We start from the raw sequence: 8,577 nt of genomic DNA on the forward strand, positions 1-8,577 counted from the left end.
TTGTTGCTGGGGCTGGCCGCCATCGGGTCGCCCCGTATAATGCCCGGCATCGCCACTGGTATGGATTAACGGATTGCATATGACTGAACAGCGCCCGATTGCGGTCCTGGGAGGCGGAAGTTTTGGTACCGCCGTGGCCAATCTGCTGGCCGAGAACGGCCATCAAGTCCTTCAGTGGATGCGTGACCCCGAGCAGGCCGAGGCCATCCGGGTCAATCGCGAAAACCCGCGTTACCTCAAAGGCATCAAGATTCTCCCGGGCGTGACTGCTGTCACCGACCTGCAAGCCACTCTCGATGCCTGCGATCTGTGCTTTGTCGCGCTGCCATCCAGCGCCTTGCGCACGGTACTCGCCGCCCACGCCGAGCGCTTGAGCGGCAAGATGCTGGTCAGCCTGACCAAAGGCATCGAAGCGCAGACCTTCAAGCTGATGAGCCAGATTCTCGAAGAGATCGCCCCGCAGGCGCGCATCGGCGTGTTGTCCGGTCCGAACCTGGCGCGGGAAATCGCCGAGCACGCACTGACCGCCACGGTGGTCGCCAGTGAAGACGAAGAACTGTGCAAAGCGGTGCAAGCCGCCCTGCACGGGCGCACCTTCCGCGTCTACGCCAGCGCCGACCGTTTCGGTGTCGAGCTGGGCGGGGCGTTGAAAAACGTTTACGCGATCATCGCCGGCATGGCGGTGGCGCTGGAGATGGGCGAGAACACCAAGAGCATGCTGATCACTCGCGCCTTGGCCGAGATGACCCGCTTTGCGGTGAATCAGGGCGCCAACCCGATGACCTTCCTTGGTCTGGCCGGGGTCGGCGATCTGATCGTCACCTGTTCGTCACCCAAGAGCCGCAACTACCAGGTCGGCTTCGCCCTCGGTCAAGGCTTGAGCCTCGACGAAGCGGTGTCGCGTCTTGGCGAGGTCGCCGAAGGGGTCAACACCCTCAAGGTGCTCAAGGCCAAGTCCCAGGAAGTCGGCGTGTACATGCCGCTGGTCGCCGGGCTGCACGCGATCCTGTTCGAGGGACGCACGCTGGAGCAGGTGATCGGTCTACTGATGCGTGCCGAGCCGAAAACCGACGTCGACTTTATTTCCACCAGCGGTTTCAACTGATTCAGCTGTTACACGGACAGGAAGCAAGCCATGAACGATCCGAAAAGCGAAACCCAGTACGAATCCATCCTCCTGCGGGTGTTGTGGATGATCGTTTATCTGCTGGTCTGGCAAGTCGCGCAGTTCATCCTCGGCGCGGTGGTCTTGGTGCAACTGATCTACCGCCTGATCTACGGCGCACCGAGCGCCAGCCTGATGAATTTCGGCGACAGCCTCAGCCAGTTCCTCGCGCAGATCGGCCGCTTCGGCACGTTCCACAGTGACCAGAAGCCCTGGCCGTTCGCCGACTGGCCAGCGCCGCGCACCCCGGAAGGTGAAGCGCCGCACACCGTTGCCCCGGCCGCGCATCCGGTGCGCGATGAGGAGCCCAAACTATGAAACTGTGGGTATTGCGTCATGGTGAGGCGGTGCCTCACGGCTCGAAAATCGATTCCGAGCGCGAGCTGACCGAGCATGGTCGTAACGAAGTCCTGCGCAGCGCGGCGCATTTGATGGGCCAGCCGCTGACGGCGATTTACGCCAGCCCTTATCTGCGCGCGCAGCAGACCGCGCAGATTGTCCGCGAGGCATTGGGTTTCGAGCCGGAGATTCGCACGGTCGAATGGCTGACGCCGGAAAGCGATCCGGACAAGGTCGCCGAGCAATTGGTGTCGGTGAGCAATGTGCTGCTGGTCAGCCACAACCCGTTGGTGGGCAATCTGCTCAGCTATCTGCAGCACGGCGCCGGGCATCCGCCGGAGCGGGTGAGTACGGCGGGGCTGGCGGAGCTTGAGCACAGCGAACTGCTGATTGGCTCGATGAAGCTCAATAGCCTCAAGCACCCTTAACGCCATATCCCTGTGGGAGAGAGCCTGCTCGCGAAGGCGGCGTGTCATTCACCCTTTTTGGGGCTGACATACTGCATTCGCGAGCAGGCTCGCTCCCACATTGATTTCTGCCAACCCATGAAATTATTTGTTTGAAAATTCCAACCAAGCACTTGCTTGGTTGACTACGCTTGCTCCAGACCAAAAAAACAGGAGCGAGTCGCATGTCTGCCGCCTTCCGTTTGCCGCTGGACGTGTTCTACGAACGGGAAGCCCGGCATCCGCGCCAGCGCTTTCTGGTGCAGCCCATCGGCGGTGGTCAGGTCGAGACGCTGACGTGGGCCGATGTCGGCCATCAGGCCCGCTGTGCGGCGCACTGGTTGCGCGCGCGGGAGCTGCCGCCCGGCAGCCACATTGCGCTGATCTCGAAAAATTGCGCGCACTGGATCATCGCCGATCTGGCGATCTGGATGGCCGGACATGTGTCGGTGCCGCTGTACCCCAATCTCACCGCTGAATCCGTTGCGCAAGTGCTGACTCACTCGGAAAGTGCGCTGGCGTTCATCGGCAAGCTCGATGGCTGGGCTGGCATGTCGCAAGGCGTGCCGACGGGTTTGCCGACCATCAGCCTGCCGCTGCATCCGCCAGGCGAGTTCGATTACAGCTGGGCGGACCTGCAGAGCTGTTCGCCAATCCAGGACGATCCACGCCCCGCCGCCGGACAATTGGCGACGATCATCTACACCTCCGGCACCACCGGCCTGCCCAAAGGCGTGATGCACAGTTTCGCCAATCTCGGTTTCGCCACCAGTCGCGGCACGCAGCTGTTCGGGCTCAACGAGAACGATCGGCTGCTGTCGTATCTACCGCTGTGCCACGTTGCCGAGCGCATGTTTGTCGAATTGGCCTCGATCTATACCGGGCAGACAGTGTTCTTCGCCGAAAGCCTCGAGACTTTCATCACCGATCTGCAGCGCGCGCGGCCTACGGCAATGTTCGGCGTGCCGCGTATCTGGACCAAATTCCAGATGGGTGTTTACAGCAAGATCCCGGCGCAGCGCCTGGATTTTCTCCTCGGGCTGCCCTTCATCGGCAAGCGGGTCGGCCACAAAGTGCTGGCCGGGCTCGGCCTGGATGCCTTGCGCGTAGCGTTGTCGGGCGCCGCGCCGGTACCGCAGACCTTGCTCGCCTGGTATCAGAAACTTGGCCTCGATGTGCTGGAGGTGTACGGCATGACCGAGGGCTGCGGTTATTCGCATATCTGCCTGCCGGGGCGATACAAGCAAGGCTGGATTGGCCAGCCGTGCCCGGAAGTCGAGGTGCGCATCGATGAGGCCGGCGAGGTGCAGGTGCGCAGTCAGGCCAACATGCTCGGCTATTTCAAGGAACCGCAAAAAACCGCTGAGACCCTCACCGCAGACGGCTTTCTGCGCACCGGCGACAAGGGCGAGCAGGACAGCGAAGGGCGTCTGCGCCTGACCGGCCGGCTCAAGGAAATCTTCAAGACCAGCAAGGGCAAATACGTCGCGCCGGCGCCGATCGAAAACCGTCTGGCCGTGCATTCACGCATCGAACAAGTGTGCGTGGTCGGCGATGGCCTGAGTGCACCGCTGGGGTTGTGCGTGCTGTCGACGGTCAATCAGCAAGAGCCTCGTGCCAGCCTGCACGCCAGCCTGGAAAAATTGCTGGAGGAGGTCAACGCCGCCCTCGACAAGCACGAACGCCTGCACCGGCTGGTGGTGGTCAAGGACAACTGGGCGGTGGATAACGGCTTCCTCACGCCGACCCTGAAAATCAAACGCAACGTCATCGAAGACCGCTACGGCGCACGCTTCGAAGAATGGAGCGCGCGCAGCGAGGCGGTGCTGTGGCAGGATTGAGCATCGATTACAACAACAAAGGAAGTCTGCGATGAGCTTGTGGCGTACTACTCCCGACATCGAACAGTTGAATGCGATCCAGAAGAACACCATCGGCGAAGTGCTGGATATTCGTTTCGAAGCCTTCGACGAACAGTCGCTGACCGCGAGCATGGTCATCGACCATCGCACCCACCAGCCTTACGGTCTGCTGCATGGCGGCGCATCGGTGGTACTGGCGGAAACCGTCGGCTCGATGGCCAGTTATCTGTGCATCGATGCCAGCAAGTTCTATTGCGTCGGCCTGGAGATCAACGCCAACCATTTGCGCGGTTTGCGCAGTGGGCGGGTGACGGCAGTGGCCACGCCGATCCATATCGGCCGCACCACGCATGTCTGGGACATCCGTTTGACCAGCGACGAAGGCAAGGCCAGTTGCGTGTCGCGCCTGACCATGGCGGTGGTGCCGCTGGGGGAACAGCCGCCGCTGCGTTGACATTTATCGGGTTCCGTCAGGTCGAGCCCTCACCCCAGCCCTCTCCCAGAGGGAGAGGGGGCCTACCGTGTGGTTTTCGCGATCCTCGTCGACCTGATAATTCGAGTCGAGCTCAGGTCCCGGACACTCCCCCGATCTGCTCCCTTTCCCCCTCGCTCCCTTGGGGGAGAGGGCTGGGGTGAGGGGGCAGCGGTCTCGCTGATACACATCACCCTGACCGGACTGTCATCATTCCTGGCACTTACAGTCATTGCTGCGGTGCCGGCTCTTGCGGACAATCAACGCCACGTTTCCCGCCCATGGATTTGCCCGCATGTCGCAACCGATCTTTTTCGCCCACGCCAACGGTTTCCCCTCGGGGACCTATGGCAAGTTGTTCGCGGCGCTGGCGCCGGAGTATCGGGTCGTGCATCTGGAGCAGCACGCCCATGACCCGCGTTTTCCGGCGGACGACAACTGGTACAACCTGGTCGATGAACTGATCCATCACCTCGAGCTGCAGGAACAGCCGGTGTGGGGCGTTGGCCATTCCTTTGGCGGTCTGCTGCACTTGCACGCGGCGTTGCGCTGTCCCGAGCTGTATCGCGGCGTGGTCATGCTCGATTCGCCGGTGCTGACCCGCACCGATCAGTGGGTGATTCGTGCGGCCAAGCGTTTTGGTTTCATCGACCGGCTGACCCCGGCCGGGCGCACCCTCGGGCGCCGTGAAGAATTCGCCGATCTCGACAGTGCACGCAGTTACTTTTCCGGCAAAACCCTGTTTCGCGGCTTCGATCCGGAATGCTTCGATGCCTACCTGCAACATGGTTTGCATCAGGTCGACGACAAGCTGCGTCTGCGTTTTGACCCGGCCACGGAAATCAGCATTTATCGCGGCGTGCCGCACACCAGCCCCGGGCGCACCCGGCAGTTGCAGGTGCCGCTGGCCATCGTGCGGGGGCACAAGAGCCGCGTGGTCATGCGCCATCACACACGTTTCGTCTCGCGTCTGCCCCAGGGCGAGGCGCTGAGCATGCCTGGCGGGCACATGTTCCCGCTGGAGCGTCCGCAGGACACGGCGCGGCTGCTCAAGAATCTGTTCATGCGCTGGGAACAGCGACAGAACAAGGATTGCGCATGAGCCCGACCTGCGAAGAAGTGCGCCTGAACCTGCCGCACATCGAATTGGCCGCGCATATGTTCGGCCCCGAGGACGGCTTGCCGGTGATCGCGTTGCACGGCTGGCTCGACAACGCCAACAGCTTCGCCCGGCTGGCGCCCAAGCTTGACGGCCTGCGCATCGTCGCGCTGGACATGGCCGGCCACGGTCATTCCGGGCATCGGCCAAGCGGCGCCGGTTATGCCTTGTGGGACTACGCCCATGATGTGTTGCAAGTCGCTGAACAACTGGGCTGGAAGCGTTTCGGCCTGCTCGGGCATTCGATGGGCGCGATTGTCTCGATGGTGCTGGCCGGTTCGCTGCCCGAGCGCATCAGCCATCTGGCGCTGATCGACGGCGTGATTCCTCCGACAGACAAGGGCGAAAACGCTGCCGAGCGCATGGGCATGGCCTTACAGGCGCAACTCGCTCTGCGGGACAAGCGCAAACCGGTCTATACCACCCTCGAGCGAGCCATCGAGGCACGGATGAAAGGTCTGGTGGCGGTCAGTCGCGAAGCCGCTGAGCTGTTGGCCCAGCGCGGTTTGATGCCGGTGCCCGGCGGTTACACCTGGCGCACCGACAATCGCCTGACCCTGCCATCGCCGCTGCGCCTGACGGAAGAACAGGCGATGGCGTTTGCCTCGCGCGTCAGTTGCCCGGCTCATCTGGTGGTCGCGGCGGATGGCATGTTGGCCAGGCATCCTGAGTTGCTGGAGCGTCTACCCTTCAGCCACGAACAGTTGCCGGGCGGGCATCATCTGCACCTGAATGATGAGGCTGGCGCAGGTCTTGTAGCAGACTGTTTCAATCGCTTCTTCGCCATGCCTTGACTTGCTACCGGCAACTGCCGAGGCTGGGCGGGTTGAAACAGGAGACAAACTTGATGGATTTCTATACCGCTGCGACCCCGACCCGCCCAGCCATGACCGTCCGGTGAGCCTGACTATGCGGCCACTCAGTCTTTTCGCGCTGTGCTGCTTCAGCTCCTTGTCCTTCGCTGCCGATGTGCCGGGCAGCCAGGATCTGCAAATCGTGCCGCGTCTGGCCGACGCACAGATCGTCGACTATCGCCCGGCGGCCGAGCTGGAGCGCATCTACCCGCTGGGCTCGATCCGCAAGATCAGCGGCCAGTTGCGGTTCGACGGTCAGGTCACCGCCCGCGGCCAGACCACCTCGGTGACCTACGAGTTGCCGCCGGAACATTCCGCCACCGAAGCCTTCACCGCCGCCCGCGAAGCCCTGCAACAGCAGGACGCCGAGTTGCTGTTCTGGTGCCAGGCCCGCGATTGCGGCGAAAGCAGCCTGTGGGCCAACGAAGTGTTCGGCAACGCCAAGCTGTATGGCGCTGACGAGCAGCAGGCTTATCTGTTGCTCCGGCTGGCGGCGCCAAAGGACAACACGCTGGTGGCGCTCTACAGCATCACTCGCGGCAATCGCAAAGCCTATCTGCATGTCGAGCAATTCGAGGCGACTGCGCCGTTGGGCGAGTTGTTGCCGACCTCGGCAACCCTGCTGCGCCAGTTGAAAAGCACCGGCGAGCTGGATTTCCCGAAACTCGCTGATGAGCCGGATGCCACCTGGCTGCGCCTGATTTCCCGTGGCCTGAATCTCGACACGACCTTGCGGGTCACGGTTTCCGGGCCCAAGGCCGAAGCCTGGCGCCAGGCGTTGATCACTCAGGGTGTGCGGGCGGCCCGGATGGAAACCGGCAATCTCGAAGGCTCGGGCCTGCGCATCGACCTGTTGCGATAAGCTGTGCCAGTCGAGCACGCACGCAGTGTTCGCCTACTCTTTCGCTGACTGACTTTGCCGGGACTTTCCATGCTCAATAACGATCGCCTGCTGGTGCAGATTCTGCTGCTGGTGTTGTTTGGTGCCAGCCTGTGGGTGATGGCGCCGTTCTGGTCGGCGCTGTTCTGGGGCGCGGTGCTGGCGTTCGCCAGTTGGCCGCTGATGCGTTTGTTGACCCGCGCGCTCAATGGCCGCGAATCGCTGGCCGCGTTGATCCTGACACTGGGCTGGATGTTGCTGGTGGCGGCGCCGCTGGTGTGGCTGGGTTTCAATCTTGCCGATCATGTGCGCGATGCCACGGCATTGATCAAGGATGTGCAGGTCGACGGTTTGCCGGAAGCGCCCACCTGGCTTGGCAGCGTGCCATTGGTTGGTGAGCGACTGGTGGCGATGTGGGACAGCATCGATCAGCAGGGCGCGGCGTTGATGGTCTCGATCAAGCCATATCTGGGCCAGGTCGGCAACTGGCTGCTGGCGCGCAGTGCGCAGATCGGTGGCGGGATTCTCGAGCTGACGCTGAGCCTGGTGTTCGTGTTCTTTTTCTACCGTGACGGGCCACGACTGGCGGCGTTTGTGCACAGTCTGTTGCAGCGCTTGATTGGCGATCGTGCCGGTTATTACATCGAATTGGTGGCGGGCACGGTGCAGCGGGTGGTCAACGGTGTGATTGGTACGGCGGCAGCGCAGGCGGTGCTGGCGTTGATCGGCTTTTTGATTGCCGGGGTGCCGGGGGCGCTGGTGCTGGGGATCGTCACGTTTATGCTGAGTCTGATTCCGATGGGGCCACCGCTGGTGTGGGTGCCGGCCACGGCTTGGCTGGTGTGGAAGGGTGAGTACGGGATGGCGATCTTTCTCGGGATCTGGGGGACGTTCATCATCAGTGGCGTGGACAATGTGCTCAAGCCGTATCTGATCAGCCGTGGCGGTAATCTGCCGTTGGTGATTGTGTTGCTCGGGGTGTTTGGCGGGTTGATTGCGTTTGGGTTTATCGGGTTGTTTATTGGGCCTACTTTGTTGGCGGTGGCTTATAGTCTTTTGACGGATTGGAGTAAGAGTCAGGCTCGGGTCTAGGGGGGGCTTGGCGGCCTTTGGGCCGACCATGCTCTTGGGGTTTTGGGTGAATATCCGTTCCTTCGGGTGTTGCTGATTACGGTTCCGCCCTTACGGCGGGTCACCTTTTTCAAACGCCAAAAAGGTAACCCAAAAGGCTTGCTCCTACGTTCGGCCCTCGCAGGCTCGGGTCCCTTCGCTCCGGGACTGATCCGGGCGCAGCGGCTACGGTTTGCTTCGCTGCACCTCCTTCCGCTGTGTCTGGCTGCGCCAGACGGTCGCTGCGCTCCCACGCCCGGATCAATCCCTCCACTCAGCCTTCCGACGTC

The 8,577-nt window shown here is 62.2% G+C and carries 9 protein-coding genes; all 9 read left to right on the plus strand.

Annotation, left to right across the window (positions count from 1 at the left end):
- The first annotated feature begins 79 nt into the window (after nucleotides 1-79).
- The 9 genes from QMX86_RS18505 to QMX86_RS18545 all read left to right on the plus strand — a co-directional run bounded on the left by QMX86_RS18505 (nucleotide 80) and on the right by QMX86_RS18545 (nucleotide 8,269).
- On the plus strand, nucleotides 80-1,105 hold the full coding sequence (locus tag QMX86_RS18505) for an NAD(P)H-dependent glycerol-3-phosphate dehydrogenase (protein ID WP_024013958.1): 1,026 nt from the start codon (nucleotides 80-82) through the stop codon (nucleotides 1,103-1,105).
- A 30-nt stretch (nucleotides 1,106-1,135) separates the two neighbouring features.
- Nucleotides 1,136-1,483 (plus strand): DUF4389 domain-containing protein, encoded by a 348-nt coding sequence (locus QMX86_RS18510; protein ID WP_016773653.1) that lies wholly within the window; start codon nucleotides 1,136-1,138, stop codon nucleotides 1,481-1,483.
- Nucleotides 1,480-1,932, plus strand: a complete 453-nt coding sequence (gene sixA / locus QMX86_RS18515; protein ID WP_122507620.1) for a phosphohistidine phosphatase SixA — start codon at nucleotides 1,480-1,482, stop codon at nucleotides 1,930-1,932. The genes QMX86_RS18510 and sixA overlap by 4 nt, the downstream gene beginning before the upstream one ends.
- Nucleotides 1,933-2,135: 203 nt before the next feature.
- The gene (locus QMX86_RS18520; protein WP_282385740.1) at nucleotides 2,136-3,791 is read left to right on the plus strand and encodes an AMP-binding protein; all 1,656 of its coding nucleotides are present in this window, start codon (nucleotides 2,136-2,138) and stop codon (nucleotides 3,789-3,791) included.
- A 31-nt stretch (nucleotides 3,792-3,822) separates the two neighbouring features.
- Nucleotides 3,823-4,266 (plus strand): hotdog fold thioesterase, encoded by a 444-nt coding sequence (locus QMX86_RS18525; RefSeq protein WP_016773655.1) that lies wholly within the window; start codon nucleotides 3,823-3,825, stop codon nucleotides 4,264-4,266.
- A 313-nt stretch (nucleotides 4,267-4,579) separates the two neighbouring features.
- Nucleotides 4,580-5,386 carry an alpha/beta hydrolase gene (locus tag QMX86_RS18530; protein WP_110646675.1) on the plus strand — a complete coding sequence of 269 codons (807 nt, stop codon included), beginning with the start codon at nucleotides 4,580-4,582 and terminating at the stop codon, nucleotides 5,384-5,386.
- Nucleotides 5,383-6,237, plus strand: a complete 855-nt coding sequence (locus QMX86_RS18535) for an alpha/beta hydrolase (protein WP_071173246.1) — start codon at nucleotides 5,383-5,385, stop codon at nucleotides 6,235-6,237. Before QMX86_RS18530 ends, QMX86_RS18535 begins: the two co-directional genes overlap by 4 nt.
- A gap of 115 nt (nucleotides 6,238-6,352) precedes the next feature.
- The gene (locus QMX86_RS18540; protein ID WP_282385748.1) at nucleotides 6,353-7,159 is read left to right on the plus strand and encodes a DUF4892 domain-containing protein; all 807 of its coding nucleotides are present in this window, start codon (nucleotides 6,353-6,355) and stop codon (nucleotides 7,157-7,159) included.
- Nucleotides 7,160-7,228: 69 nt separating this feature from the next.
- On the plus strand, nucleotides 7,229-8,269 hold the full coding sequence (locus QMX86_RS18545; RefSeq protein ID WP_110646673.1) for an AI-2E family transporter: 1,041 nt from the start codon (nucleotides 7,229-7,231) through the stop codon (nucleotides 8,267-8,269).
- Nucleotides 8,270-8,577 lie beyond the last annotated feature (308 nt).

This window comes from Pseudomonas sp. PS01270 (genome assembly GCF_029959775.1).
GTDB lineage: Bacteria > Pseudomonadota > Gammaproteobacteria > Pseudomonadales > Pseudomonadaceae > Aquipseudomonas > Aquipseudomonas atacamensis.

Excerpts from the sequence above, each read along its gene's own strand:
- QMX86_RS18505 (WP_024013958.1), top strand. The coding sequence starts at position 80 with ATGACTGAACAGCGCCCGATTGCGGTCCTGGGAGGCGGAAGTTTTGGT.
- QMX86_RS18510 (WP_016773653.1), top strand. The coding sequence starts at position 1,136 with ATGAACGATCCGAAAAGCGAAACCCAGTACGAATCCATCCTCCTGCGG.
- sixA (WP_122507620.1), top strand. The coding sequence starts at position 1,480 with ATGAAACTGTGGGTATTGCGTCATGGTGAGGCGGTGCCTCACGGCTCG.
- QMX86_RS18520 (WP_282385740.1), top strand. The coding sequence starts at position 2,136 with ATGTCTGCCGCCTTCCGTTTGCCGCTGGACGTGTTCTACGAACGGGAA.
- QMX86_RS18525 (WP_016773655.1), top strand. The coding sequence starts at position 3,823 with ATGAGCTTGTGGCGTACTACTCCCGACATCGAACAGTTGAATGCGATC.
- QMX86_RS18530 (WP_110646675.1), top strand. The coding sequence starts at position 4,580 with ATGTCGCAACCGATCTTTTTCGCCCACGCCAACGGTTTCCCCTCGGGG.
- QMX86_RS18535 (WP_071173246.1), top strand. The coding sequence starts at position 5,383 with ATGAGCCCGACCTGCGAAGAAGTGCGCCTGAACCTGCCGCACATCGAA.
- QMX86_RS18540 (WP_282385748.1), top strand. The coding sequence starts at position 6,353 with ATGCGGCCACTCAGTCTTTTCGCGCTGTGCTGCTTCAGCTCCTTGTCC.
- QMX86_RS18545 (WP_110646673.1), top strand. The coding sequence starts at position 7,229 with ATGCTCAATAACGATCGCCTGCTGGTGCAGATTCTGCTGCTGGTGTTG.